The sequence below is a fragment of the Streptomyces brasiliensis genome (assembly GCF_014647875.1).
Lineage (GTDB): Bacteria > Actinomycetota > Actinomycetes > Streptomycetales > Streptomycetaceae > Streptomyces > Streptomyces brasiliensis.
This window is the reverse complement of record NZ_BMQA01000023.1, coordinates 23,159-48,354: the sequence shown is the minus strand read 5'-3', so window position 1 is coordinate 48,354 and position 25,196 is coordinate 23,159. Positions and strand designations below refer to the sequence as shown.

Annotated in this window: 20 protein-coding genes; 10 read left to right on the top strand and 10 right to left on the bottom strand. The window is 70.3% G+C overall.

Annotation, left to right across the window (positions count from 1 at the left end; all coding sequences use genetic code 11):
• Positions 1-103 precede the first annotated feature (103 nt).
• A complete protein-coding gene (locus IEZ19_RS28545) occupies positions 104-1,453 on the top strand; it encodes a PP2C family protein-serine/threonine phosphatase (protein ID WP_189314192.1) in 1,350 nt (449 codons plus the stop codon).
• Here the strand turns inward: IEZ19_RS28545 and IEZ19_RS28540 are convergent.
• Positions 1,422-1,811 (bottom strand): ATP-binding protein, encoded by a 390-nt coding sequence (locus IEZ19_RS28540; RefSeq protein WP_308429014.1) that lies wholly within the window; start codon positions 1,809-1,811, stop codon positions 1,422-1,424. The two genes, IEZ19_RS28545 and IEZ19_RS28540, sit on opposite strands and share 32 nt — an antisense overlap.
• 227 nt (positions 1,812-2,038) lie before the next feature.
• Here IEZ19_RS28540 and IEZ19_RS28535 point away from each other — a divergent pair, with 227 nt between their 5' ends.
• The 4 genes from IEZ19_RS28535 to IEZ19_RS28520 all read left to right on the top strand — a co-directional run bounded on the left by IEZ19_RS28535 (position 2,039) and on the right by IEZ19_RS28520 (position 8,247).
• On the top strand, positions 2,039-2,806 hold the full coding sequence (locus tag IEZ19_RS28535) for an IclR family transcriptional regulator (protein WP_189314190.1): 768 nt from the start codon (positions 2,039-2,041) through the stop codon (positions 2,804-2,806).
• A 39-nt stretch (positions 2,807-2,845) separates the two neighbouring features.
• Positions 2,846-4,360 (top strand): glycerol kinase GlpK, encoded by a 1,515-nt coding sequence (gene glpK / locus IEZ19_RS28530; RefSeq protein WP_189314189.1) that lies wholly within the window; start codon positions 2,846-2,848, stop codon positions 4,358-4,360.
• A gap of 326 nt (positions 4,361-4,686) precedes the next feature.
• Positions 4,687-7,077: an ATP-binding cassette domain-containing protein gene (locus tag IEZ19_RS28525; protein WP_189314188.1), complete on the top strand. Its 2,391-nt coding sequence runs from the start codon at positions 4,687-4,689 to the stop codon at positions 7,075-7,077.
• Positions 7,078-7,236: 159 nt separating this feature from the next.
• On the top strand, positions 7,237-8,247 hold the full coding sequence (locus tag IEZ19_RS28520; RefSeq protein WP_189314187.1) for a LacI family DNA-binding transcriptional regulator: 1,011 nt from the start codon (positions 7,237-7,239) through the stop codon (positions 8,245-8,247).
• 67 nt (positions 8,248-8,314) lie between these two features.
• Here the strand turns inward: IEZ19_RS28520 and IEZ19_RS28515 are convergent, their stop codons facing one another.
• The 4 genes from IEZ19_RS28515 to IEZ19_RS28500 are packed head-to-tail and all read right to left on the bottom strand — an operon-like array spanning position 8,315 to position 12,641.
• Complete coding sequence (locus IEZ19_RS28515) at positions 8,315-9,175, bottom strand: carbohydrate ABC transporter permease (protein ID WP_229840907.1); 861 nt, start codon at positions 9,173-9,175, stop codon at positions 8,315-8,317.
• Entirely contained in the window at positions 9,165-10,130 is a 966-nt protein-coding gene (locus tag IEZ19_RS28510; protein ID WP_189314186.1) for a carbohydrate ABC transporter permease, read from the bottom strand. Before IEZ19_RS28510 ends, IEZ19_RS28515 begins: the two co-directional genes overlap by 11 nt.
• Positions 10,127-11,551: an ABC transporter substrate-binding protein gene (locus tag IEZ19_RS28505; RefSeq protein ID WP_189314185.1), complete on the bottom strand. Its 1,425-nt coding sequence runs from the start codon at positions 11,549-11,551 to the stop codon at positions 10,127-10,129. Before IEZ19_RS28505 ends, IEZ19_RS28510 begins: the two co-directional genes overlap by 4 nt.
• 43 nt (positions 11,552-11,594) lie before the next feature.
• A complete protein-coding gene (locus IEZ19_RS28500; RefSeq protein WP_229840904.1) occupies positions 11,595-12,641 on the bottom strand; it encodes a glycoside hydrolase family 172 protein in 1,047 nt (348 codons plus the stop codon).
• A gap of 301 nt (positions 12,642-12,942) precedes the next feature.
• Here IEZ19_RS28500 and IEZ19_RS28495 point away from each other — a divergent pair, with 301 nt between their 5' ends.
• Together IEZ19_RS28495 and IEZ19_RS28490 are read left to right on the top strand one after the other, a co-directional pair.
• Positions 12,943-14,421 (top strand): FGGY-family carbohydrate kinase, encoded by a 1,479-nt coding sequence (locus IEZ19_RS28495; protein ID WP_189314183.1) that lies wholly within the window; start codon positions 12,943-12,945, stop codon positions 14,419-14,421.
• Between the two features lie 226 nt (positions 14,422-14,647).
• Positions 14,648-16,288 carry a fucose isomerase gene (locus IEZ19_RS28490; protein WP_189314182.1) on the top strand — a complete coding sequence of 547 codons (1,641 nt, stop codon included), beginning with the start codon at positions 14,648-14,650 and terminating at the stop codon, positions 16,286-16,288.
• Positions 16,289-16,690: 402 nt separating this feature from the next.
• On the opposite strand, the gene IEZ19_RS28485 is transcribed toward IEZ19_RS28490, so the two are convergent.
• Positions 16,691-17,575, bottom strand: coding sequence for a helix-turn-helix transcriptional regulator (locus tag IEZ19_RS28485; protein ID WP_189314181.1), 885 nt, complete (start codon positions 17,573-17,575; stop codon positions 16,691-16,693).
• An 88-nt stretch (positions 17,576-17,663) separates the two neighbouring features.
• On the opposite strand from IEZ19_RS28485, the gene IEZ19_RS28480 reads away from it, so the two are divergent.
• The 3 genes from IEZ19_RS28480 (at position 17,664) to IEZ19_RS28470 (ending at position 20,958) form a co-directional block, all read left to right on the top strand.
• On the top strand, positions 17,664-18,362 hold the full coding sequence (locus IEZ19_RS28480; protein ID WP_189314180.1) for an SDR family NAD(P)-dependent oxidoreductase: 699 nt from the start codon (positions 17,664-17,666) through the stop codon (positions 18,360-18,362).
• A gap of 48 nt (positions 18,363-18,410) precedes the next feature.
• Positions 18,411-19,082 carry a flavin reductase family protein gene (locus IEZ19_RS28475; RefSeq protein WP_189314179.1) on the top strand — a complete coding sequence of 224 codons (672 nt, stop codon included), beginning with the start codon at positions 18,411-18,413 and terminating at the stop codon, positions 19,080-19,082.
• Positions 19,083-19,749: 667 nt separating this feature from the next.
• Positions 19,750-20,958: an oxygenase MpaB family protein gene (locus IEZ19_RS28470; protein ID WP_189314178.1), complete on the top strand. Its 1,209-nt coding sequence runs from the start codon at positions 19,750-19,752 to the stop codon at positions 20,956-20,958.
• Positions 20,959-21,085: 127 nt separating this feature from the next.
• On the opposite strand, the gene IEZ19_RS28465 is transcribed toward IEZ19_RS28470, so the two are convergent.
• From IEZ19_RS28465 to IEZ19_RS28450, 4 genes are all read right to left on the bottom strand, one after another.
• Entirely contained in the window at positions 21,086-22,249 is a 1,164-nt protein-coding gene (locus IEZ19_RS28465; protein ID WP_189314177.1) for a TetR/AcrR family transcriptional regulator, read from the bottom strand.
• A 458-nt stretch (positions 22,250-22,707) separates the two neighbouring features.
• Positions 22,708-23,799, bottom strand: coding sequence for an NAD(P)-dependent alcohol dehydrogenase (locus IEZ19_RS28460; protein WP_189314176.1), 1,092 nt, complete (start codon positions 23,797-23,799; stop codon positions 22,708-22,710).
• Entirely contained in the window at positions 23,796-24,305 is a 510-nt protein-coding gene (locus IEZ19_RS28455; RefSeq protein WP_189314175.1) for a DUF4334 domain-containing protein, read from the bottom strand. The genes IEZ19_RS28460 and IEZ19_RS28455 overlap by 4 nt, the downstream gene beginning before the upstream one ends.
• 81 nt (positions 24,306-24,386) lie before the next feature.
• Positions 24,387-25,124, bottom strand: a complete 738-nt coding sequence (locus IEZ19_RS28450) for a TetR/AcrR family transcriptional regulator (protein WP_189314174.1) — start codon at positions 25,122-25,124, stop codon at positions 24,387-24,389.
• Between the last annotated feature and the right edge of the window lie 72 nt (positions 25,125-25,196).

The window sequence follows — 25,196 nt, the reverse complement described above, 5'->3', positions numbered from 1 at the left end:
ACTCGAACGTATTTCCTGGATAAAAGGGACATAGGGGAGAGAGGTCCTTTGTTATGGATCTCGCGTTCGCATCTCGCCCACAGGAGAGGACTGCGGAAGACACATGCGTCAGGCCCGAGACCTTCATGGCAGCCGACGGCGGCCGATGCGGCTGATCAGGAACCTGGTGGCCGGTCTCGGAGCGCGCGCCCACCGCCGTGGGGCAGCGCAGCTGGCCGCCGGAGCGCCCGTCCTGCCCGTGCTGATCGTCGCCGCGATCGTGCTCGTCGATCACTTCGACGGCCCCGGGACGCACTGGACGCCGCTCCTGGTGGCGGGGCCCGCGCTGGCCGCCACCACCAACGGGGCGCGCGGAGTCCTCGGCGTGGGCCTCCTCGCCGCCGGGCTGGGCTGGATGATCGGCGTCCAGGACGGCGTGTCGAGCCGCGAGCTGGCGGCGGTGCTCTCCGCCCTGCTGGCCGTCACGCTGGCGAGTGCCCTGGCCAGCACGCTGCGCGGCCGTCGGGAACGGGTGCTCGCTGCCGTGCGGTCGGTCGCGGAGGCCGCCCAGCACGCACTCCTCAAGCCGGTGCCCGAGCGGGTCGGACCGTTCCGGGTGGCCGTGCTCTACAGCGCCGCGGCCGCGGAGGCCCGGATCGGCGGGGATCTCTACGCCCTCGTGCCCACGCCGTACGGGATCAGGCTGATCGTCGGTGATGTGCGCGGCAAGGGACTCGCGGCCGTCGAGACCGCCGCGCTCGTGCTCGGTGTGTTCCGCGAGGCCGCCTACGACGAGCCCGATCTCCTCGCCGTCGTCCGCAGGATCGAGCGGAGCCTGGCCCGCAACCTCGGACACGACGACTTCGTGACAGCCGTGGTCGCCGGATACCCGCGGCCCGACCGTCTGGAAGTGGTCAACTGCGGACACGCCCCGCCACTGCTCGTCCGCGGCTCCGGCACCGTCATGGCGGTGGAGTCGACCGATCCGGCCCCGCCCCTGGGACTCAGCGCCCTGTCGAGCGGGGTCCCCGGCCTGCAGGTGCTGCCCTTCGACGACGGGGACCGGCTGCTGCTCTACACGGACGGCGTCACCGAGGCCCGCAACCGCGCCAGCGAGTTCTATCCGCTGGCCGCAGGGCTGGCCCGTCACCTGTCCGACGAGCCGTCCCGCATCCTCGACGCGCTCCACGACGAACTGCTGGCACACGTCGGCGGCCGGCTGCACGACGACGCGGCGCTCCTCCTGCTGCACAAGCCCGGCCCCGCCGAACGCGGGCTTCCCGCGCAGACCGCTCCCGAACCGGAGTCCGAGCCCCCTCCGGTCCCTCCTGTCCGGCCCGCCACCGGGAACAGCACCTGGCCGACCGAGAGCGCGGTGGACCCGGGGCTGCCCCATGCCGCCTTCTCCGCCGTCGAGCCGTACACCTTCATGCCGCGGCGTCTCATGCCGCGACGAGAACCGCCCATCGGGTGACGCCGCCCGCGTGGACGTGGATGCCGTGCCGCGTCGCCAACGCGTGGACGATCTGCTCGCCCCGGCCGTGTTCGTCGGGGTCGATCCCTTCGGGTGACTGACCCAGGGCACGTCCCGCGTCGGTGACCTCGACCCGGAGGATGCCGAGCCCGTCGTTGCCCTCCCAGGTCAGCCGCAGGTCCGCCGGGGGCAGGGCGTGGATGACCGCGTTCGTGAGCAGCTCCGAAGCCACCAGGAGCGCGTCGTCGAGGATCTGCTCGCACACGCGCCAGTCGGCGAGAACCGCCTGCACACGGCGGCGTACGACCGAGACGGCCTCGTCGATGTGCGGCAGCGGCCACACCTGTTCCACTGCCACCCGAGGCGTCGTATTGAGCGGTAGAGCCATCTCGTCTCCTGGGGGGAACGCCGTCGACCGGTCGCCGGGACTCGGCGAACGGCGCCGGGCCACAACGCACGCTATGGAGCCCGGCGAGGAGGGTCAATGAATCGTGGTCGGCATTACCGAACGGCGGCCCACCACCCCCTGTGACCTGCCGACCTGCACGTACGGCGGACCTGAAGACGCGGCACTACGCTCGTTCTATGGCCGGACCGGTCCAGTCGATCGAACGGGCGGCGGCGATCCTGCGGCTCCTCGCCGGCGGGCCCCGCCGACTGGGGCTGGGCGAAGTGGCGGCCTCGCTCGGACTGGCGAAAGGCACCGCCCACGGCATTCTGCGCACCCTCCAGCACGTGGACTTCGTGGAGCAGGACGCGGCGACCGGCAAGTACCAGCTCGGAGCCGCCCTGCTGCACCTCGGCACCAGTTACCTGGACGTCAACGAACTGCGGTCGCGCTCCATCAACTGGGCCGACGCCCTGGCCGCCCGCAGCGGGGAGGCGGTCCGCCTCGGCACCCCGCTGGAGGGCAAGGTCCTCGTCGTGCACCACGTGTTCCGGCCGGACGACACGCTGCAGACCCTGGACGTGGGCTCACTGCTGCCCCTGCACGCCTCCTCGCTCGGCAAGGTGCTGCTGGCCTTCGGAGCCGCACCCTTGGAAGCCGCGCTGGAGGCCGGCCTGGAGACGTACACCCGGCACACCCTGACCACCGCGGAGCAACTGGGCCGGGCGCTCACCGAGATCCGGGAGCTGGGCTGGGCCGCCGAGATCCAGGAGATGAGCATGGGCGAGGCCGGTCTCGCCTCGCCGATCCGGGGACTGGGCGGCCTCGTGGTGGGCGCCATCGGGCTGTCGGGCCCGGTGGAGCGGATCTGCGACGGTCAGGGGCGCCCGAGGCCGAGCCTGATCACCCTGCTCCGGGAGGCCGCGCGGGCGATCTCCAGAGACCTGGGGGCGGCCCGCTGGTGACCCGTCGCCCGGTCCAGACGTCGGAAGGCAGATCCGATCATGGTTGAACGGTATGTAATGTCCATCGATCAGGGCACCAACTCCACCCGATGCATTCTGTTCGACCATCAGGGACGACTGGTGACGGTCGCCCAGCGGGAGCACCAGCAGCACTTTCCCAGACCCGGCTGGGTCGAGCACGACGCCCTGGAGATCTGGCGCAATCTGCGGCGCGTGGTGCCCGAGGCCCTGTCCGACGGCGGTGTCGCCGCCGACGAGGTCGCCGCCATCGGCATCGCCAACCAGCGCGAGACGACGGTCCTGTGGGACCGGCGGACCGGCACTCCGGTGGGCCGTGCGATCGTCTGGCAGGACACCCGCACGGCACCGCTCGTCGACGACCTGAGGGAACGGCCCGGCGACGAGTTCTTCCTCGAGCGGTGCGGACTGCCCCCGTCCACCTACTTCTCCGCGCTGCGCATCCGCTGGCTGTTCGACCACGACGACGGCCTGCGGCAGCGCGCCCAGGACGGCGAGGTGCTGTTCGGCACGATCGAGAGCTGGCTGATCTGGAACCTCACCGGCGGCGCGGACGGCGGCCTGCACATCACCGACCCCACCAACGCCAGCCGCACCATGCTGATGAACATCCGCACCCTCACCTGGGACACCGAGCTGCTGGACTTCTTCGGAGTGCCCCGCCCGATGCTGCCCGAGATCCGCTCCTCCGCCGAGACCTACGGCGAGGCCCGCACGCTCCTGCCCGGCGTCCGCATCACGGCAGCCCTCGGCGACCAGCAGGCCGCCCTGTTCGGCCAGACCTGCTTCTCCCCGGGCGAGGCGAAGTGCACCTACGGGACGGGCAGCTTCCTCCTGCTCAACACCGGCAACGAGATGGTGCGCTCCCGGCACGGACTCCTCACCACCGTGGCCTACAAGATCGACGACCAGCCGACGGTCTACGCCCTGGAGGGCTCCATCGCCGTCACCGGCTCCCTGGTGCAGTGGTTTCGCGACCGGCTGGGGCTGATCAGCAGCGCGCCGGAGATCGAGACCCTCGCGCGCACGGTCGAGGACAACGGCGGCTGCTACATCGTCCCCGCCTTCTCCGGTCTGTTCGCGCCCCGCTGGCGCAGCGACGCGCGCGGCGTCATCGTCGGGCTCACCTCGTACATCACCAGCGGACATCTGGCCCGGGCCGTCCTGGAGGCCACCGGCTGGCAGACGCGTGAGGTCGTCGACGCCATGAACGCCGACTCCTCGGTGCCCCTGAAGGAGCTGAAGGTGGACGGCGGCATGACGGCGGACAACCTGCTGATGCAGTTCGTGGCCGACGTGCTCGGCGTGCCGGTGGTCCGGCCCATGGTCGCCGAGACGGTCTCCCTCGGCGCCGCCTACGCGGCCGGCCTGGCCGCCGGCTACTGGTCGGACCTGGAGGTCCTGCGCCGCAACTGGCACCGGGCCGCGCAGTGGCTGCCCGACATGGACTCCGCACACAGGGAGGAGGAGTACGACAACTGGCAGCGCGCCGTCGAACGGTCCCTGGGCTGGATCAGACCACCGGGATCCCGCTGAATCGGTGTTCCTGCACGGCGAGTTCCTTCATGGCGGCTGTGGGGGCTGTCAATCCATTTGTCAGGACATCCCGACAAACTAGTCGGACGGGCGTCAGGTCGCGATCACGGGGCCGGCTCCGGATCGATCAGGAATCGAGAAGCGCCCGGCCGTGGGTCCCACGTAGCGTGGCCCCCGGCATGCACCCGAGCCGCCTGAACGGCGATTCCGGCGCTACCGCGAGCTGCCCGGGTGCGGGCTACTATGCGCGACGGCCGTCGGCCGGTACGACGCCCCGGCCGCAGGCGGCGTGTGGCCGCGGCCCCGCACTCACGGATGGAGACACGATGAGCATGGCCACGAGCACGGAGACGCAGACGTCCGCGCCGCACGTCGCCGACAGCCACGAGGTGATCCGCGTGCACGGCGCGCGTGAGAACAACCTCAAGGACGTCAGCATCGAGATCCCGAAGCGCAGGCTGACGGTGTTCACCGGTGTCTCCGGCTCGGGCAAGAGCTCCCTGGTGTTCAACACGATCGCGGCGGAGTCCCAGCGGCTGATCAACGAGACGTACAGCGCCTTCGTGCAGGGCTTCATGCCGACGCTGGCACGCCCCGACGTCGACGTCCTCGACGGGCTGACGACCGCGATCACCGTCGACCAGCAGCGGATGGGCGGCGACCCGCGATCCACGGTCGGCACCGCCACCGACGCCAACGCCATGCTCCGTATCCTCTTCAGCCGCCTCGGCAGGCCGCACATCGGCTCGCCCAAGGCGTTCTCCTTCAACGTCGCCTCGATCAGCGGCGCGGGTGCGGTCACCGTGGAGCGGGGCGGCCAGACCGTGAAGGAGCGGCGACAGTTCAGCATCACCGGCGGCATGTGCCCGCGCTGCGAGGGCCGGGGCTCGGTCACCGACATCGACCTGGCCCAGCTGTACGACGACAGCAAGTCGCTCAGCGAGGGCGCGCTCACGATCCCCGGCTACAGCATGGACGGCTGGTTCGGCCGCATCTTCAAGGGCAGCGGTTTCTTCGACCCGGACAAGCCGATCCGCAAGTACACCAAGAGGGAACTGCACGACCTCCTCCACAAGGAGCCGACCAAGATCAAGGTCGAGGGCATCAACCTGACGTACGAGGGGCTGATCCCGAAGATCCAGAAGTCGATGCTGTCCAAGGACATCGACTCCCTGCAGCCGCACATCCGCGCCTTCGTCGAGCGGGCGACGACGTTCTCCGTCTGCCCCGAGTGCGACGGCACCCGGCTCGCCGAGGCCGCCCGGTCCTCGAAGATCGAGGGGATCAGCATCGCCGACGCCTGCGCGATGCAGATCAGCGATCTCGCCGTATGGGTCCGTGACCTCGCCGAGCCGTCGGTGGCGCCGCTGCTCACCGCGCTGCGGCACACGCTCGACTCGTTCGTGGAGATCGGTCTCGGCTACCTCTCGCTGGAGCGGCCGTCGGGCACGCTGTCGGGCGGCGAGGCGCAGCGCGTCAAGATGATCCGGCACCTCGGCTCCTCCCTCACCGACGTCACCTACGTCTTCGACGAGCCCACCACCGGCCTGCACCCCCATGACATCCGGCGCATGAACAACCTGCTGCTGCGCCTGCGGGACAAGGGCAACACCGTGCTCGTCGTGGAGCACAAGCCGGAAGTGATCGCGATCGCCGACCACGTCGTCGACCTCGGTCCCGGCGCCGGTACGGCGGGCGGCACCGTCTGCTACGAGGGCACCGTCGAGGGGCTGCGAGCCACGGACACCATCACGGGCCGCCATTTCGACGACCGGGCCCGTCTCAAGGAGACGGTGCGCAAGCCCACGGGCACCCTGCCGATCCGCGGCGCGACGACGCACAACCTCCAGGGCGTCGACGTGGACATCCCGCTCGGCGTGCTCGCCGTCGTCACCGGTGTCGCCGGCTCCGGCAAGAGCTCGCTCGTGCACGGATCGATCCCGGCCGGCGCCGGTGTGGTGTCGGTCGACCAGGGAGCGATCCGCGGCTCGCGCCGGAGCAACCCGGCGACGTACACCGGACTGCTCGACCCGATCCGCAAGGCGTTCGCCAAGGCCAACGGCGTGAAGCCGGCCCTGTTCAGCGCCAACTCCGAGGGCGCCTGCCCGACCTGCAACGGCGCGGGCGTCATCTACACCGACCTGGCGATGATGGCCGGCGTCGCCACCACGTGCGAGGAGTGCGAGGGCAAGCGGTTCCAGGCCTCCGTCCTCGACCACCACCTCGGCGGCCGCGACATCAGCGAGGTGCTGGCGATGTCGGTCACCGAGGCCGAGGCGTTCTTCGGCGCCGGTGAGGCGCGCACGCCGGCCGCGCACCGCATCCTCGGCCGCCTCGCCGACGTCGGGCTCGGCTACCTCACTCTCGGCCAGCCGCTGACCACCCTCTCGGGCGGCGAGCGGCAGCGCCTCAAGCTGGCCACGCACATGGCCGACAAGGGCGGTGTGTACGTCCTCGACGAGCCGACCGCCGGCCTCCACCTCGCCGACGTCGAGCAGTTGCTGGGCCTGCTCGACCGGCTCGTCGACTCGGGCAAGTCGGTCATCGTCGTCGAGCACCACCAGGCGGTCATGGCGCACGCCGACTGGATCATCGACCTCGGCCCCGGCGCGGGCCACGACGGCGGCCGCATCGTCTTCGAGGGCACACCGGCCGACCTGGTCGCGGCCCGCTCCACGCTCACCGGCGAACACCTCGCGGAGTACGTCACCGCCTGACGGGGCCGCCCAGCGTCCTCCAGACCCGCCGGGGCCGCACGTGGCCTCGGCGCCTCACTGTGCCCGGATGCCGCCGGACTGCGCGAAAGAACTGGATGAAATCCATTTCAGCGGCGGGTAGGGTGTGGGGCACAACATGGTGAAAGGACGCGGACCCAGGTGGTGACGATCCAGGACGTGGCGCGAGCCGCGGGAGTTTCTCCGGCAACCGTCTCGCGTGTCTTCAACGGCGGCAACGTCACGCCGGAACGGGTTCTGTCGGTACAACAGGCGGCAGCAGCCCTCGGGTTCGCGCCCAACCGGCTGGCGCGCTCGCTGCGCACCCAGCGGTCCAGTGTCATCGCCCTCATCATCCCGGACATCGAGAACCCGTTCTTCACCTCCCTCGCCCGCGGCGTCGAGGACGCCGCGCAGCGCACCAGCCTCTCGGTCGTCCTGTGCAACTCCGACGAGGACACCGACAAGGAGCGCCGCTACCTGGAGGTGGCGCTCGGTGAGCAGATGGCGGGCGTGATCGTGGCGGCGGCGTCCCAGGACGAGACGGATCTGGGGCCGCTGGTCGCCCGGGGTGTGCCTGTGGTCGCCGTCGACCGCCGGCCGGGCGACGCCGAGGTGGACGCGGTCTCGGTCGACGACCGGCACGGCGGTGAGGTGGCCACCCGCCATCTGCTGCGGGCCGGCTACCGCAGGATCGCCTGCATCACCGGGCCCGAGGGCGCCTCCACCTCCGAAGAACGCCTGGCCGGCTACCGTGCGGCGCTGAGAGGGGCACGGGACGAGGCGGCCACGGCCGGCGACATCTACGTACGGCACGCCGACTTCCGGGTCGAGGGGGGCCGTTCGGCGATGCGTGACCTCCTGGCGATGCCCGAGCCGCCCGATGCCGTCTTCGTCGCCAACAACCTCATGACCATCGGAGCCCTCGACGCCCTCGAAGAGGTCGGCCGCACCCCGCCGGGTGTCGGTGTGCTCTCCTTCGGCGACGTGCCCTGGGCGTCGCTCGTGCGGCCGTCGCTGACGGCCGTGGAACTGCCCTCGTACGATCTGGGGCGCACCGCCGCGGAGTTGCTGCTGCAGCGCATCGACGGCACCACGTCGCCGCTGCAGACCGTGGTGCTGCGCACCAAGCTCCAGGTCCGGGAGAGTACGGCGGGGCCCGTCGAGGGCTGACGCACCGGGACACCGGACGACGGAAGGGGCGCCGCACTCCTGCGGCGCCCCTTCCGTCGTCACGGCGTCACTTGAGGCCGGACGTCTTGATCGACTCCACGATCTGCCGCTGGAAGACGAAGAACAGCACCAGCATGGGCAGCGCGGCCACCGTCGCCGCCGCCAGGATGTAGTTCCAGTTGGAGGTGTACTGCGTCTGGAACGAGGCGATGCCGAGCTGGATCACCGTGAGGTCCTGGTTGTTGGTGGCCACCAGCGGCCAGACGAAGGCGTTCCAGTTGGCGAGGAAGAAGAAGATCGCCAGGGCCGAGAGGATCGGCCGGGACATCGGCAGGACGATGTTCCAGTAGACCCGCCAGTGGCCGCAGCCGTCGACGATCGCCGCCTCCTCCAGTTCCTTGGGCAGGCCCAGGTAGAACTGCCGCAGCAGGAAGATGCCGAACGCGTTGAAGATCGCCGGGATGATCAGGCCGGCGTAGCTGTCGAGCAGGCCCAGCTGGCGGGCCACCAGGAACAGCGGGATCAGCACGACCGGGATGGTGACCAGGAGGGTTGCGAAGATCGCACCGAACACCTTCTCGCGGCCGGGAAAGCGCAGCCGTGCCAACGCGTAGGCGGCCATCGAGTGGAAGAACAGGGCCGCCACGGTGATCACGGCGGAGATGAAGAAGCTGTTCCACAGATAGCGCCCGAACGGCACCTCGGTGAAGACGTAGACGAAGTTCTGGAAGGTGAATTCCCGCGGGATCAGGTTCCCGTCGGTGACGGTGGCACGCGTCTTGAAGGACGACGTGACCATCCACACCACGGGGAAGACGCTGATCAGCGACAGGACGACGGCCAGGACCGTCAGTCCGGTGCGTGAGGAGAGCGGCCGGCGCCGGCCTGCGCTCGTGTGGGCCCGGCGCGCCATGGCGTCACTCGCCATCGTCGAACCTCCCGCCTCTCGTGAGCTTGAAGATGACCGCGGAGAGGACGACCATGATCAGTACCAGGAACGAGCCCATGGCCGACGCATAGCCGTACTCCCCGAATCCGAAGGCCTGTTGGTAGATGTAGAAGATCGCCAGCGAGGTGCCGTTGGCGGGGCCGCCGTTGGTCAGGACGAAGATCAGGTCGAGTCCGCCGGTGATGGCGGCGACCGTCGACATCAGCAGGACGAAGAAGCTGGTGGGGCGCAGCAGCGGCCAGGTGATGGTGCGGAAGGTGGTCCACGGTCCCGCGCCGTCGAGCTTCGCGGCCTCGTAGAACTCTTTGGGGATCTCCTGCAGGCCCGCCAGGAAGATGATCATGTAGTAGCCCATCATGACCCACACCGTGACCGCGATGAGGCAGCCGAGGGCCAGGGACGGGCTGCCGAGCCAGGACTTGCCGTCGAACCCGGCCGCCCGCATGGCCCGGTTCACCACACCGGTCTGCTCGTCGAGCATGAACTTCCACAGCACGCCGACCACCACGAGGCTGATGACGTACGGCAGGAAGAGCGCGGTGCGGTAGGCGCCCATTCCGGGCAGCTTCTGCTTGACCAGCAGGCCGAGGCCGAGGCTCACGCAGAACAGGACGGGCACGAGGATCACGACGTACTCGCCGGTGATCTTCATCGAGTCCCAGAACAGCGGGTCGTTCATCATCCGCCGGTAGTTGCCGAGACCTATCCACTCGTAGCTGCCGAAGCCGCTGACCTGGAAGAAGCTCAGCACGATGGAGAACACCATCGGGATGGCGACGAAGATCAGCAGCCCGAGCACGTCGGGGGCGAGGAACAGGCCGGCGGCCAGCCACTCGCGGTGTTTGCGGCTGAGCCTCGGCCTGTCGGACGAGGCGGGCGTCCGCGTCGTGGCCACGGTGGCCCGGCGGTTCTCCTGTGCGGCGACGCTGCTCATACCAGGCTCGCCCCCTTGTAGCTCTTGGTGTAGGCCGCGATGGACTGGGCGGCTCTCTCCGCCTCGCCGGCAACCCCGCGGCCGGCGAGCATGGTGCCCTGGACGGCGTCGGAGATCGCCTTGTAGACGACCGGGGGGTAGCGCGGTTCGGCACGGCCGCCCGGGAAGATGTCGTCCTTGAACTTCTTCATGATCTCGGAGTCGTAACCGCCCTTGGCGGCTCCGCGCTCCAGGGCGGTGGCGCGAGGCGCCACGTCGGACTTTGCGCCGACGCACCAGTCGACCATCCGGTCGATGGAATCGTCCTTCATGGACCCCAGCGCCCAGACGCAGAACTCTGCCGCCGCCTCGGGGTTGCGGCCCTGCGCGTTGGCGCAGAAGGACCAGCCGCCCAGGGTGGTGACGTACTTGCCGCCCGGCGGCACCGGCAGCCTGAAGACGCCGTAGCGGTACTTGGGCGCGAACGCCTTGAAGCTGGAGACGTTCCAGATGCCCTGCTGCCACAGGGCGACGTTGCCGCCCTTGAAGCCGCCGATCACATCGCCCGCGGCGGGCACGGTGCGCGGGGCGATGCCGTGGCGTACGGCGTCCTGCCACAGCGCGAGGGCCTGGCGGGTGGCCCTGGAGTCGAAGATGACCTTGCCCTGGTGGTCCAGGACATCGCCGCCGCCCTGCCACATCCACGGGTACCAGGTGAAGTTCTGGTAGTAGCCGGGCTGGGTCTCGAAGACCAGGCCGGCCCGGGTCTTGGTGCGCAGCTTGTCGCCGATGTCCAGCATCTGGTCCCAGGTGGTGGGGATGTCGGCCTCGGACAGGCCGGCCTTCTCCCAGACGTCCTGGGCGTAGAACATGGCCAGCGGCTCGATCTCCATGGGCAGGGCGTAGACCTTGCCGTCGACCCTGCGGCTGTCGAGCGCGGAGCCGAAGTCGTCGATGGCCTCCTTCTCCATGTGCGGAGTGAGGTCGGCCAGCACGCCGCCGTTGTAGTAGCGCAGGAAGTCGCCGGGGGAGAGGAGGAAGATGTCAGGGCCCTCGCCGGTGGCGAAGGCGGACGGCAGCTTGAATCCGTTGAGGTAGGTGGGCTGCGGCAGGTAGACGAGGTCGATCTGCGTCTTGTGGGTGGCGTTCCACTTGGCGACCATGTCGACGAACCACTTGGACTGCGCGTTGATCGCCGGGTCGGGCGAGCGCTGCGGTCCGTAGAAGTTCCAGAACTGGAGGTTGCCGCCCTTCGCCTGGGCCGTGCCGCAACCGGTGAGCAGGGCCGGGGACGCCGCGGCCGCTCCGGCGCCCGCGACCGCGGTGAGGAAGCGGCGGCGTGAGGTGCCGGAGGGGAGACCGGGGCCTGAGGTGTTGGAGTCGCGGCCTGAGGTGCCGTGCGCTCTGGGGGGACGCTCGGCGTCGTTGCCGTGCTGGAGCATGCGTGCGCTCCTGTCGGAGTGGGATGGGGCTGGGAGAAGTGGGTCAGTCGACTTCGAGCGTCAGCAGGTCCGGCGTGGCCGGACGGGACGCGGAAGACGGGGCGTCCAGGTAGAACAGCGACGTGCTCGCGATGTCGTCACTGGTGTGCCGGTAGCGGTGCGGCAGGCCGTTGCCCTGGCCCGGGCCGATGCCGAGGCTCTGCACGGTGACGCGAAGGTCCTGGGCGAAGCGCACGGGGTCCAGGACGTGCCAGCGGTACATCCCGAACCGCTGCTGGCTGCGGTACAGCCCGTCCGGGCGCAGGATCTGGTTCAGGCCCAGGTAGGGAGTGGTGTAGGCGGTGTAGCCCTGGCCGGGGACGTCGAAGTTCCAGGCGCCGCCGAAGTAGTCCTCGGTGCCGGTCCCGCAGATCGTCGGGAACTCCCCGTCGCCGTCGAGGAAGAACTTCAGCTCGCCCTCGCCCCACCAGCCCGGGCTGTTGACGCCCCAGGCGAGATAGGTGCCTACATAGCTGCCGGCGCCGATGACGCCGTCGAGCAGGGTGTGGACCTCGCCGAACGGCACCGGGTGGCTGCGGCGCCACTGGGCGTGGAAGTAGGAGGCGTCGTCCGTGACTTCGTCCAGCTCGTAGTCCACCTGGTAATAGAGCGTGACCTTCTCGGCGGTCAGGTTCTCCAGGGTGATGCGTGCCCTGCGGCGGAACGGCATCGGCCAGTACGCATTGAAGCCGCCGTTGGGGTTCACCGCGACGGGCACGGACGAGACCTGGCTGAAGGTGTTCCAGCCGTTGCAGAAGAAGTCGCCGAGCGGGACCTCGACGGCCGGCTCCTCCTCGTCCTCCCAGTACATGCGCAGGAGCGTGCCGCGCCAGGCCCGGTGCGGGTCGGTCGTGCACCACAGGTGGCGGACGGTGCCCGGGCCCGCGATGTCGGCGAGCACCGCCGTCGCACCGGGGGCGATGTCGATGCTGGGGGAGATCTTCCAGCCCGGTCCCAGCCGGCTCGCCGCCACCGCTCCGGTGCCCTCCGTGGCGCGGCCTCCGCCGGACTTGGTGCCGGTGACGTTCTCGGCGCTGATGGAACGACTCACGGCACGCGTCCTGCGGGAGATGCCGTCGAGTCCAAAGGTCGTCATCGTGTCGTGCCCTCGTGGGTGGGGTGCGGGTCGCACCGTCATGCCGGTGGTGGGGGTGCCGTCGTCATGCCGGTGAAACACCTTTGAAATCCATTTCACCGGAAGGTAGGTGCGGTCCCCGGGCGTGTCAAGGGGTGGGACCGACGGCTGCTTTCGTGGCGGACAAGCACTGATCGGATACGGCGAATCTTGGGGAAAACGGCAACTTTTGCGCGCTCCCTTGACGTTGAAATCGATTTCTGCCAGCGTGCTCGCCATGCTTCGCAACGCAGTCATCGGTGTGGACATCGGCACCTCGAGCAGCAAGGGAGTCCTCGTCGGTCTGGACGGTTCCCTGATCCGCTCGGCCGTACGGGAACACACCCCCGCACGCCCCGGCCCCGGCCGCTTCGAGATGGACGCCTCCGTGTGGTGGCGCGAGTTCACCGAGCTGACCCGGGAGTTGACCGCGGCGGGCGACACCTGCGTGGTCGCCGTCGGAGTGAGCGGCATGGGCCCCTGCGTGCTGCTGACCGACGAGGACGACACCCCGCTGCGGCCCGCCGTCCTCTATGGCGTGGACACCCGCTCGGTCCGGCAGATCGAGCGCATCGAGGCGCGGCTAGGCGCCGACGAGATCATCCGCCGCTGCGGCTCCGCACTCACCACCCAGGCCGCCGGCCCGAAGATCGCCTGGATCGCCGACGAGGAGCCCGAGCTCTACGCCCGCGCCCGCCGTCTCTACATGCCGAGCTCCTGGCTGGTCGGAAAGCTGACGGGCACCTACGTCCTGGACCACCACTCGGCCAGCCAGTGCACCCCGCTGTACGACACTCTCGCCGGCGAGTGGTACGCCCCCTGGGCCGCCGAAGTCGCCCCCGGCATCGACCTGCCGCCGCTGCGCTGGTCCGGCGAGGCGGCCGGCACCCTCACCGCCGAGGCCGCCCGGGAGACCGGACTGCCGGCCGGTATCCCGGTGACCACCGGCACCATCGACGCCTGGGCCGAGGCCCTGAGCGTGGGCGCCCAGCACACCGGCGACCTGATGCTCATGTATGGCACCACCATGTTCCTGATCCACACCGTGCCCAAGCCGCTCACCAGCCCGTCCCTGTGGGGAACGGTCGGCGCGCTGCCCGGGACCCGGAACCTGGCGGGCGGCATGGCCACCTCCGGTGCGGTGACCAACTGGCTGCGCGACCTGTTCGACGGCACCGACCACGCCGAGCTCACCCGCCTGGCCGCCGAGTCCGGCCCGGGCGCCAACGGCCTGCTGATGCTGCCGTACTTCTCCGGCGAGCGCACCCCGGTCATGGACCCGGACGCCCGCGGAGTGATCGCCGGGCTGACCCTCTCCCACACCCGCGGCGACCTCTACCGGGCCGCCCTGGAGGCCACCGGGTTCGGGGTCCGCCACAACATCGAGGTCATCGAGGAGGCCGGCGGCGACATCCGTCGCGTGGTCGCCGTCGGCGGCGGCACCCAGGGCTCCCTGTGGACGCAGATCGTCTCCGACATCACCGGCCGCCCGCAGGAACTGCGCACCACCACCATCGGCGCCAGCTACGGCGGTGCGCTGCTGGCCGCCCAGCTCGTCGGGGACGCGTCCATCGACGACTGGAACCCGGTGCGCGAGACGGTGACGCCAGGCGCAGCACACACCGAGCGCTACGACGCGTCGTACGCCCTCTACCGGCGGCTGTACCCGGACAGCGCGGACGTCGTCCATGCCCTGGCGGCACTGCAGGAGCGCTGACGGGCACCTCGTACGTGCCCGCGGACGGCCGCCTCCACCTGCCCGCGGGACGGCCGCCTCCACCTGCCCGCGGGACGGCCGCCTCCACCTGCTCGGCGACGGCCGGTCGCCGCCCGCTCGTCGGCGGCCGGCACCGGCCTGCGCCGAGGCCCGTCACACCGGATTCACCCACTGCTCGACACAGTGGCCCCGCTCCGGGGCCGAACGCACAACCTACGGAGACCGCATGACCACGTACTCCCTGCCCGAGCTCAACCGGCCGCCGGCCGCCGAGCCGCACACCGTCTACACCGTGGCCAGCGGCGACCTGCGCCCTGCCGCCAACGTCACCTGCTGGCACACCCAGGAGAGGCTGGAGAGCGACCTCGCCGCGGCCGTGACGGACCTCGGCTGGAAGCTGCGCCGCGGTCACGCGGTCGACGAGGCCAAGGGCCACGGCTTCATCGACAGCCAGCGCGCCGGCATCGAGGTCTTCAAGACCCTGCCCAAGGACGCCCCGCTGATCGTCGTCGAGGCCGTCTGGCAGTACAGCCACCACGTCCTCGCCGGTCTGCGCAGTCACGAGGGCCCGATCCTGGTCGTGGCCAACTGGAGCGGTGAGTTTCCGGGCCTGGTCGGCCTGCTCAACCTCGCCGGCAGTCTCACCAAGGCGGGACGCGACTACTCCGTTCTGTGGAGCGCCGACTTCACCGACGAGTGGGCGCGCGAGGGCCTGCGCACCTGGCTGGAGACGGGCACCCTCACCCACGACACCGGCCACGTCCGGCCCCTGCCGCCCCTGCCGCGGGACCCGGAGACCGAACTGGGCGTGGCCCTCGCCCGCCGGCTGCGCGAGGAGAAGGCGATCATCGGCGTCTTCGACGAGGGCTGCATGGGCATGTACAACGCCATCATCGACGACGAGTTCCTCAACCCTCTCGGTATCTACAAGGAGCGCCTGTCGCAGAGCGCCCTGGTCGCCGAGATGAAGAAGGTCTCCGAAGAGGAGGCCCGGGCGGTCCGCGTCTGGCTCGACCACGCAGGCATGGCCTTCCACACCGGCACCGACGAGGCCACCGAACTGACCGACGCGCAGCTGCTCAGCCAGTTCAAGATGTACATAGCCGCGCTGCGCATCGCCGACGACTTCGGACTCGACGCGGTCGGCATCCAGTACCAGCAGGGCCTGAAGGACACCGTCCCGGCCAGCGACCTCGCCGAGGGACTGCTCAACAACGTCCAGCGCCCGCCGGTGCTCAGCCGTGACGGCGCCCGTGAGCTCTACGCGGGCGCGCCGCTGCCCCACTTCAACGAGGTGGACGAGGGCGTCGCCGTCGACTCCCTTGTCACGAACCGCATCTGGACGGCGATGGGCCTCGACCCGGCCACCACGCTGCACGACATCCGCTGGGGTGAGGAGTACGACGGCCGGTTCGTCTGGGTCTTCGAGATCTCCGGCTCGGTGCCCGCCTCGCACAACGGCGGCTACGACAAGTCGTACAGCATGCGCCAGCCCCCGATGTTCTTCCCGCTCGGCGGCGGCACGCTCAGCGGTGTCTCCAAGCCGGGCGAGATCGTCTGGTCGCGCGTGTTCCTGATGGACGGCCGGCTCCACGTCGACCTCGGCCGGGCCACCTCGATCGAGCTGCCCGAGGAGGAGACCCGGCGCCGGCTGGATGCCACCAACCACCAGTGGCCGATCATGCACGCGGTCCTGCACGGCGTCACCCGCGACCAGTTCATGGCCCGCCACCGCGCCAACCACCTCAACGTGGCCTACGCCCCCGACGCGGTGACCGCCGACAAGGCACTGCGCGCCAAGGCCGCGTTCTTCGCCGAACTCGGCGTCGAGGTGCACCTGTGCGGGGACGTGACGCTGGAGCCGTGACCGGACCGGCCGGCTTGTCGGGCGTCGATCGCGCCCGGGCCGGCTCCCAGGGCGGTGCGCACGAGTGCCGCCCCTGACAGCGCCGCCGGGACCAGACGCCGTACCGGACCAACGGGGCGAGGGCGTCGGCGAGTTCTCCGTCCAGACCCCACCTCGATCGCCGAGGAGTTCGGCCGCCGCCCAGCCTCGGCCATGGCGGCGCTTTCGGCCGGCCCCGGACTGGAGACCGGCGGGTAGGTCTGACCGCTGGTGAACAAGCAGCACGCAAGAAGGTCGGCGAAGTGGTCTCGGGAACCGCCGACGCGGGCGCCCGCCTCCTGACCGGCGGCACGGCCCCCGACCGCGCGTGACAGTCCCCAGCGGCCCGGACCCCTCGCAGATGCCACCAGATCCGGGCCGTGGTCAGTGGGCGGGCACGGCCGTGCTGTCGGAGACGGCGGACAGCGCGAGCCGGAATCTGTCCTCGTTCGCGCTGCGGGGCGGCGCGCTCAGGATCACGATCTTGAACTCGGACTCGCCGTCGGTCAGGACATCGCAGTCCACGTCGACGGGACCGACCGTCGGGTGCTCGATCGTCTTGTGATCCTCGCGGTGCGCGGCCACGGTACCGCTCGCCCACAGCCGGGCGAAGGTCTCATTGCCCGCGGTCAGGTCCCGGATCAGCTCCGTCAGGCGTGTGTCGTGGGGGAAGCGGCCGGTCGCGCGGCGCAGGTCGGACACGATGGCGAGGTCCGAGCCGGCGCTGTCCTCGACGAACACCGGCCACAGGGAGATGCGTACGCGCTCGGAGCCGACCGGGAACCTCTCACGGGCGAAGTTGCGCAGTTCCTGCGGCGAGTTCGACGGGTCGCCGAGAAGCGCAGCCCACCCGGGGTTCCACCAGATCATCTGCCAGTCCGCGGCGAACACGGCGACCGCAACATCGCCGAGCCGGTTCAGCACACGGTGAACGCCAGGTGGGACGCGATCGGGGATCGGCCCGTCGAGCGGCGGGACCAGTCCGGCCATGCGGTAGAGATGGTCGCGCTCGGTGGTGGCCAACTGCAGGGCGTGCGCGAGGGAGGCGACCACCTGCGCGGAAGGCGTCGTTGCCCGGCCCTGCTCCAGGCGGACCACGTAGTCGACCGACACACCGGCACGTTCGGCGAGTTCCTCGCGGCGCAGCCCGGCCGCCCGGCGTGCCCGGCCGCCTTCCGGCAGCCCGACGGACGACGGTGACAACCGCTCCCGCCAGGCGCGGATCGTCGGGCCCAGTCCGACGCCGTCCTTCGTTGCCATGTCGTCCATCCTCCCCCATCCCGTCGAGGGTGGTACTTCGTTTCCTACGGCCGAACCGTCCCTGGAGCAGCTCCGGCGCGTCGCGGACGATCGACGCATGACCATCACGTTCATCACGGGAGCCAGCAAGGGACTCGGTCACGAGACCGCCCGCCGCCTCATCGAACTCGGTCACACCGTGCTCGTGGGGGCCCGCGATCCGGAGCGGGGCGCCGCGGCCGCCGCCACGCTGGGCGCGCGATTCGTCACCATCGACGTCACAGACGACGCCTCCGTGGCCGCGGCGGCGGCCGACGTCGCCGAACACGAAGGCCTGATCGACGTCCTGATCAACAACGCCGGTGTCCACGGTCCCCACGGCGATCCCAGCGACCTGACCGGCGCGGACGCTCTCGCCGTCTTCGACGTCAACCTCTTCGGCGTGGTCCGGACGACCACCGCCTTCCTGCCGCTGCTGCGCCGGTCCGCGGATCCGGTCATCGTCAACGTCAGCAGCGGGATGGGATCGCTCGCCATCACCCACGACCCGTCGCGGGCCGAGTCCTCGGTGGTCGCGCCCCTCTACACCGCCTCCAAGGCCGCCCTCACGATGCTGACCACGCAGTACGCCAAGGCGCTCAAGGACATCCGCGTCAATGCCGCCGACCCCGGCTATACGGCGACCGATCTCAACGGTCACAGCGGCCCCCAGACGGTCACCGAGGGCACCGACGCGATCGTCCGCCTGGCGACCGAATCGTCCGACGCCGGCTCGGGACGCTTCATCGACCGCCATGGTCCGATCGACCGGCCCTGAACAACGCTTCGGTCCGAGCCGAACTGTCCGGATCCTAGGCTCCGAAGCATGCGCACCGAACCACGTGGCACCGCACCGGAGCCCACTCGCCACATAGTGATCGAGCCGAGCATCCTGTACTTCGGGACACCCGTGGTGCTCCTGTCGACGGAGAACGATGACGGCACCTTCAATCTCGCCCCGATCTCCTCGGCGTGGGCGCTCGGGCAAACGGTGGTGCTGGGACTGGGCCGCGACGGGCAGACGGCGCGGAACCTGGGCCGCCGGCCCGATCTTGTGATCAATCTGCCCGCCCCGGACCAGTGGCAGGCGGTGGAGCGACTGGCGCCGCTGACCGGACGGGATCCGGTGCCCGCCACCAAGGCGGTGGGCTGCCGGTTCGAGCCGGACAAGTTCGGCGCGGCCGGTCTGTGCGAGAGCCCCTCCGAGGTGGTCCGGCCTCCGCGCGTCGCCGAATGCCCGATCCAGCTGGAGGCCCGCGCCGAGCGGGTGCAGCCGGACGTCTCCGGGGACTTCGTCATCGCCGAGACCGTCGTGCGGAAGGTCCACGTCGACCCGCGCATCGTCGTGCCCGGCACGGACCACGTCGACCCCGCTGCCTGGAGCCCGCTCATCTACAACTTCCGCCACTACTTCGGACTCGGCCCGGAACTCGGCCACACCTACCGCAGCCAGACCCCGCGCCGCCCAAGGCACTCTGTGGCGACCAGCGTGGCCTGATCCCGCACCGAGCCCGGCGCGTGACGGGTGAAAAGATCCGTCACGCGCCCCTGTCCCGGCCTCCAGAAGAAGCCCGATTTCTTCGGCGAGTACGGCACCAGGAGGTTCTCCGTCCGCTGGTGGTACCGCGATCGCGCGCTGACCGGCGAAGAGAGCCAGTCTCGCGGCCGATGGCGGACCACTGGTCCGGGAATGGTCCGGATCCTGGTGCAGAACCGCTGGAGGCGGGCCGCAGCGTGCCTGCTTCGCTGACAGTCGCGTAGGACCCATGCCCACGTGAGGCTGAGGCCGGCGGGCATCGGCGGACACCATCGCCTCCCGTGTGGCTCCGCACATCGCAAGTCTTGTCCCGTACCGACGCACCCACTCACACCATTGCGCGATCAACTCGTCGGTCACCCACGCGGGTCGAGAACTCGACGCCCCAGTGGTCGAAGGCGCCGGGCCCTGATCCTGCTCCGTGGCCATGGGGGCTTCTCCGGCGTACGGGCCGGGGACCAGCGTCGGCAACGACCCCTCGGTCACCACCATTGCCGACGGTGACACACCTCGCTATGTTAACGAGAAATCACATCACTGAGCAGGATCCGAAGCGTGATGTTGGCGCAACTGGCATGCCGCAAGCGATGCATAGCACCGTCTGATCCTCAGGGAAGCGGGTAAGTCAATGCAAAATCTGAACAGGCGCAGAGTCCTGTCCCTCGGTGTCGCGCTCGGTCTCGTAAGCGTGGTGGACAGCGCCAAGGCGTGGTCGTGGTCGTCGGCGGGCTCGGTGGCCGGAACCGGCACGGGTGCCGATCCGGAGTACGTCTGGGACAGCGCAGTGGATCCTCTGATGGCTGCGCTGATCGACAACGGCCAGGTTCCGTCGGTCAACACCGTGATAAAGGGGTGGGTGAACAACGGTGACCCGCTGCCCAGCGGCCTGCCGGCCGACCTCACCGCACATCTGCAGCAGGTCAACAAGCTGCCCTCCTGGGCCGACCCCGCCAAGCTGGCCCGCGCAGCCGACTTCAACCGGCGCAGGGACACCTACCTGTTCATGCTGTATGGCCTCGGCAGCGGAATCATGAGCACCGTGATCCCGCGTGAGGCCAGAAGCGTCTACTGGTCCGCGGGTGGCGCCAACATGCAGGACCGCGCGGCCAAGACGTTCACGTTCGGCTACGACCTGTCCCAGTTGGGAGCCTTCGAGCCGACGGGACAGTTCGTCGTCACCGCCAACAAGACGCGGCTGGTGCACGCCGCGGTGCGTCACCTGCTGCCGCAATCGCCGCAGTGGAAGGCGGTCACCGACGAGGCCATCCCGATCAGCGCCGCCGACATCCTGGTCACCTTCCACAGCCTGGGAACCTACGTGCGCAGGAGGCTGCTCGACTGGAAGGTCCCGTTCCCGGCCGCGGACCAGGAGGCCTTTCTGCATTCGTGGCAGGTCGCTCTTCACCTGCTCGGTGTGCCGGACGAGTACATTCCCCAGACCTGGGCGGCCGCGGAAGCGCAGTCGGCGCAGGTGCTCACCCCGATCCTCGCCCCGACGACCGAGGGCATCGATCTGGCCGAGGATCTGCTCGGTCTGACCGCACAGGTCGATCTCGGCGTCACCCGCGGGTTCCTGAACGAGTTCGTGCGCTACGTCCTCAGCGACGAGATCGGCGACTGGCTGGGACTGAAACGCGACTACGCGGCAGCGGCCCTGGTCCGCACCGCATGGCCGGCCTACATCCTGTTCCGCGAGGGGCTGTCCCCCGTCGTCCCCGGCGCCTTCTACATGATTGACCAGTTCGTGCGCGCCCTGGCCATGCTGTTCCTCAACAAGGGCTCCTCCGCGACCACCACCCCCATCACGATCCCCACCGGCAACAGGCCGGCCGGCTGAGCTGCCGGTCCGATCCCACCGGTGCCCGTCCCGCGGCAGGTGCGCCGAGGGGCGGGCACCTGGGTGACTTCCACGCGAGGCGCTCGGCGGCGCGGCGTCTCATCGCGTGCTTGGTGCCGGTGCCCGTTCACAGGCCCAGGGCACCCACGACCAGAGCGGTCACTGCGTCACGGTGGTCATGGCTGTCCTGCCACCGCAGTCTGCGTCCGGCCTCGACCGCCACGCCGAACCCCGCGTGCACCAGCACCCGGGTCTGGCGCGGGTCCAGCTCCGGACGGGCCAGCCGCAACTGCTGCTCCCAGACGGCGATGTGTTCACGCTGTGCGAGGACCAGGGGCCGCCGCAGGTCGTCCGGCAAACCGGCGAACTCGGCTTCGGCAACGCTGTTGAGCGCGGTGTACTCGAAGCTGTAGGCCACGTACGTCGCCGCCAGCGCGACGATGGCGTCGTGCGGGCCGGCCACCTCATGAAGACTCTGGTCCACCCCCTGGGCCAGCAGTCCCGCCGCCTGAAGGCACGCCGCCGCCAGGATGTCGACCTTGCCGGGGTAGTGACGGTAGAGCGCGGACGGTGCCAGCCCCACCGCCTCCGCGATCTGTCCGTTCGTGACACTGGTGAACCCGTCCCGTGCGAACAGCGGGATGGCGGCCGCGAGGATCTCCGCGCGTCGGGTGCGCGGCACCGGCTGGGCGGGCAGCTCGACGGGGCGTGCGCCCCGTCGGGCCGCCGCGGGATCGGTCGCGGCCACGCGGAGCGCGGATGCCAACAACAGTTCCTCGACCCGGCGTTGAGCGATAGAGGTGTGATGCATCGTGATGGACCCGATCGCACCGAGGGCTGCCACGGCCCGCAGGCCCTCGTCAGGCAGCGAGTACTCGCGCTGCACCGCCTCGTCGACCCGCCCGACGAGGTGCCCGAACTTCGCCCTGAGATGCCGGCGGTCCTCACGGTTGAGGTACCGGGCCTCCCATCGGTACACGCCGCCCGACGCGCGATGCGCGACGGTGACCCGGGTGACGGCGGTGAGCACATCCCTCAGAGTTGCTCCGGGCGGCACCTCGTCGAGCGCGGCGACAAGCCGGTCCGCCATGACGTCGGCGCACTCGGCGAAGAGCGCGTACTTGTTCGGGAAGTGCCGGTACAGGGCCGCCGCGGTGATGCCCACGCCGGCGGCGATCTCCTCCATGGACGCCCTGTGGTAGCCGCGCTCGCTGAAGACTCGGCCAGCCGCCTCGACGATGAGCTGCTTGCGGTTGCGGGGCCGAGTAGCCGTGGTCGGATCGGCGGTCACGGCCGAACGGGCGGATACGGAGACGGGGCCATGCGGAGTAGTCAATCACACGTCGCTCGAAGGTCTTGGGCTACGACGGCGCGGACTGCACGGGACGCGAATCCCGAATCACTTCCCATGTCGTCCGGGTGGCGCCGGCGAGGCATGAGTGGGTGGGGCGACCCCAATCCGGTCTCGGTGAGGGTGGACGGCATCCTGGCCGACGAGCCGGTCGTGACGAGCCGGCACACGAACCCGGCGGACGCCGTGCCTCTCTCGTCGTGACGGTTCTTCCGCGCCTGCCCCGCCTTCGCCGTGTCCCGCAGGGAGCCGGCGGACGACACCCGGGAGATCCATGGCGTCGTCGCGCACCGTCGACGAGCGGCACCGACGTGGCCTGGGACGCGGACCCGGTGGGCATCACGGGGCATCCGTGGGGCGACGCGCCGGGCCGGGGCGGCCGGCCCGGTGGCGTCCGGTCAGGTGAAGGTGAGGACCGGCTTGACCGCGCTGCCGTCGCGCATGGCGGTCACGGCGGCGTCGATGTCCTCGAAGGGGAACGTGGTGACCAGTTGGTCCACCGGGAAGAGGCCGCGCCGGTGCAGAGCGACCAGTTCGGGGATGAAGCGGGCGGGGTCGGAGTCGCCCTCGATCACCCCGTGGACGCGAACCCCCTTGGCGATCAGGCTCTTCACGTCGAACGTCACCTCACCGCCGAGGGCGAGGAGGGCGAGTTCGCCACGCGGGCGCAGCGCCCCGACGGCATGGTGGAGCATCTCCGGACGGCCCGTGGTGTCGACGACCTGGTGCGCCCCACCACTGGTGAGGTCGCGCAGCGCCGCCACCAGACCGTCGCCCGGGGCCAGGGCCGCCTTGGCGCCGAGTTCGACGGCCAGGGCTCGCCGGGAGGCGCCCGGGTCGACGGCCACCACCGGGTCGCAGCCCACGGCCACCGCGGCCATCAGCGCACTCAGCCCGACCCCGCCGGCCCCGAGGACCACGAGTGAGGTGCCCGGTTCGGGGCGCAGTCGGTTGAGCACGGTCCCCGCGCCCGTCTGCCCTCCGCAGCCCAGCGGCGCCGTGACCGCGGCAGGCAGGCCGGAGGGCACCTTGACCACTCCCCGTTCGTGGACGACGGCGTACGTGGCGAAGCTGGACTGTCCGAAGAAGCCGCCGTGGAGCGGGGCGCCGTCGATCTGAAGCGCAGTGGTGCCGTCGCCGCGTCCGCCGGAGAAGTTGAGGGCCCGCGCGGCACGGCAGTACGCCGGGTGGCCCGCCGCGCACTGCCGGCACGCGCCGCAACTGGCGAACGTGAGGCAGACGTGGTCCCCCGGTGCGACGCCGGTCACCTCTGCGCCCACCGCCTCGACCCGGCCGGCGCCCTCGTGGCCGAAGACCATGGGGGTGAGCTGCCGGGGCCAGGTGGCCTGCATCCCCAGGTCCGTGTGGCACACCCCGACCGCGGTCATCCTGACCAGCACCTCGCGCGGCCGTGGGTCCTCGAGCTCCACGTCCCGGACGGTGAACGGTGCGCCCGGCGCCTGGGTGACCGCGGCGCGGACGCGCCTCACGAGCCTTCTCCGGACCGGTGCATCCCGTGGGTGGCCTCGGCGATGCGCTCGAGGAAGAAGTAGAAGAAGGGGCCGTCGGCGGGGACGCCCTTGACGTTCATGATCCCCATGAGGGTGGTGTCGTCGACCCGCTTGAAGTGGTCGAGGACCGGCTGGCCGTCGTAGACCATCGTGGCCGTCGACTCCCCGCGGAACTCGACGGTCCACAGGCTGGCCTCGCCCTTGCCGAGCTCGCGGTTGGAGTACAGCTCGCCCGTCGCGTCCCGGCAGATCAGCGGCTTGGCGTCGTGCACGGCGGTGAACGTCTTGCCGTACCAACCCGCCTTTGCCAGCTTGCCGTTGAGGGGGTGGCCGGTGTGGAACTCGCCACCCTTCCACTCGCCGAGGATCTCCTCGGGCCGGACGGTGTCCAACCCGGCCCAGATGTCGTCGAGTTCGGCTGCCTTGACCGGGCCCTCCGTCTCGCGGAGCGCCCGGAAGCGGGCACGAGCCTCGAGCGGGTCCATACGGTGTCCTCTCGTCGATGCTGAAAACCGTGGAGACGGTTCGGAAGTGCGGCAGGAGCACGGAACCTCTGCCCGCCCGCGTCACCGGGAGGCGTGCGGGGCCGAGCCCTGGGGGGTGGAGGGCCGCGCGGGAGAGGGGTGCCGGAGGGGAGCCCGCCGGGGGAACGGGAGTGTCGCTGCCCCGGTGAGCGCGCCGGGGTGCCCCACGGTGCCGAGGCTCAGCAGTACATGGCGTTCGGCGACCTCCTCCGCGGTGAGCGGGCCGTCGGGGCGGAACCAGTTGGCGACCCCCTGGCACATGATGAGGACCGAGCGGACGGCGTCGGCCGGGATCGGCGTGGTGAACACGCCCTCGGCGCGGCCCGCTTCGACCGTGTCCAGCAGCATGTGCTGGAGATAGTCGCGCAGGGCCACGTAGCGGGCCCGGTTCTGCGGCTCCAGGCTGCGGATCTCGGTGTCCAGGAAGGCCAGGCGCCGGCGGTGGGCCATGTAGAGCACGATCGACTCGACCATGCCGCAGAACCTCGCCAGCGGATCGTCCGCGGCCTCCGCGGCCGCCGCCCGACAGCGGTCCAGGACGTCCCTGATGGACGTCTCGAGCAGGGTGGCGAGCAGGGCCTGCTTGTTCTCGTAGTGGTAGTACAGCGCGGGTACGGTGACGCCGACCCGGCCGGCGATGTCCCGGACCGAAGTGCCGTGGTAGCCCTGCTCGTTGAAGGCCTCCATGGCGTGCACCAGGATCGGGTGCAGGTCGAGCGGCCCGTAGGAGCGCCAGTGCTGCGCTGGGGCCGTGGTGTCCTGGCTCGGCTCGGTGCTCAACGACTCTCCTCGGAACGCGCGTCGACGGGCGACATCGTACGGCCGTGAGTCCGGATTTTCTCCTCCCGAATA

Bases quoted from the DNA above. Each gene is read 5' to 3' on its own strand.
- IEZ19_RS28470 (WP_189314178.1), top strand. From the start codon at position 19,750: ATGCAAAATCTGAACAGGCGCAGAGTCCTGTCCCTCGGTGTCGCGCTC.
- IEZ19_RS28455 (WP_189314175.1), bottom strand. From the start codon at position 24,305: ATGGACCCGCTCGAGGCTCGTGCCCGCTTCCGGGCGCTCCGCGAGACG.
- IEZ19_RS28510 (WP_189314186.1), bottom strand. From the start codon at position 10,130: ATGAGCAGCGTCGCCGCACAGGAGAACCGCCGGGCCACCGTGGCCACG.
- IEZ19_RS28480 (WP_189314180.1), top strand. From the start codon at position 17,664: ATGACCATCACGTTCATCACGGGAGCCAGCAAGGGACTCGGTCACGAG.
- glpK (WP_189314189.1), top strand. From the start codon at position 2,846: ATGGTTGAACGGTATGTAATGTCCATCGATCAGGGCACCAACTCCACC.
- IEZ19_RS28495 (WP_189314183.1), top strand. From the start codon at position 12,943: ATGCTTCGCAACGCAGTCATCGGTGTGGACATCGGCACCTCGAGCAGC.
- IEZ19_RS28525 (WP_189314188.1), top strand. From the start codon at position 4,687: ATGAGCATGGCCACGAGCACGGAGACGCAGACGTCCGCGCCGCACGTC.
- IEZ19_RS28475 (WP_189314179.1), top strand. From the start codon at position 18,411: ATGCGCACCGAACCACGTGGCACCGCACCGGAGCCCACTCGCCACATA.
- IEZ19_RS28490 (WP_189314182.1), top strand. From the start codon at position 14,648: ATGACCACGTACTCCCTGCCCGAGCTCAACCGGCCGCCGGCCGCCGAG.
- IEZ19_RS28545 (WP_189314192.1), top strand. From the start codon at position 104: ATGCGTCAGGCCCGAGACCTTCATGGCAGCCGACGGCGGCCGATGCGG.
- IEZ19_RS28485 (WP_189314181.1), bottom strand. From the start codon at position 17,575: ATGGACGACATGGCAACGAAGGACGGCGTCGGACTGGGCCCGACGATC.
- IEZ19_RS28515 (WP_229840907.1), bottom strand. From the start codon at position 9,175: ATGGCGAGTGACGCCATGGCGCGCCGGGCCCACACGAGCGCAGGCCGG.
- IEZ19_RS28505 (WP_189314185.1), bottom strand. From the start codon at position 11,551: ATGCTCCAGCACGGCAACGACGCCGAGCGTCCCCCCAGAGCGCACGGC.
- IEZ19_RS28535 (WP_189314190.1), top strand. From the start codon at position 2,039: ATGGCCGGACCGGTCCAGTCGATCGAACGGGCGGCGGCGATCCTGCGG.